General features: G+C 63.7%; 1 pseudogene. It reads left to right on the top strand.

Annotated elements, in window-relative coordinates:
- Positions 1 to 433: pseudogene (locus tag FY112_RS00060) on the top strand (mandelate racemase); the annotation flags it as partial.

Below are 433 nucleotides of genomic sequence, written 5' to 3'. Positions count from 1 at the left end.
TGGCAACGAACAGTTTGGCGCCGCCGAACAGCTCGCCGCCTTGCTGGCGCAAATCGAGGCGGCGCCCCGGCTGGCGAGGTTGCGTGCGGCCATTGCCTTCGTCGAACAACCGTTCTCGCGCGCGATCACTATGGAAACACCGCTGGGGGACCTGGCGGCGCAATTGCCCTTTCTGATCGATGAGAGCGACGACGGCGACGGCGCCTTCGCCGGCGCCAGACGGTTTGGTTATACCGGCGTCTCCTCGAAAACCTGCAAGGGCATCTACCGTTCGCTCATGAAGGCGATCCGCATCAGAACCGGAACCGTGCCGGGACTGTTCCTCTCGGGTGAGGATCTGACATGCCAGGCTGGGCTTGCCGTGCAGCAGGATCTGGCGCTGGTCTCGCTGCTCGGCCTCTCCCATGTCGAGCGTAACGGCCATCACTATGTC

The organism is Rhizobium sp. PEPV16 (genome assembly GCF_008919455.1).
Lineage (GTDB): Bacteria > Pseudomonadota > Alphaproteobacteria > Rhizobiales > Rhizobiaceae > Rhizobium > Rhizobium leguminosarum_Q.
This window is presented reverse-complemented; position numbering and strand designations above follow the sequence as displayed.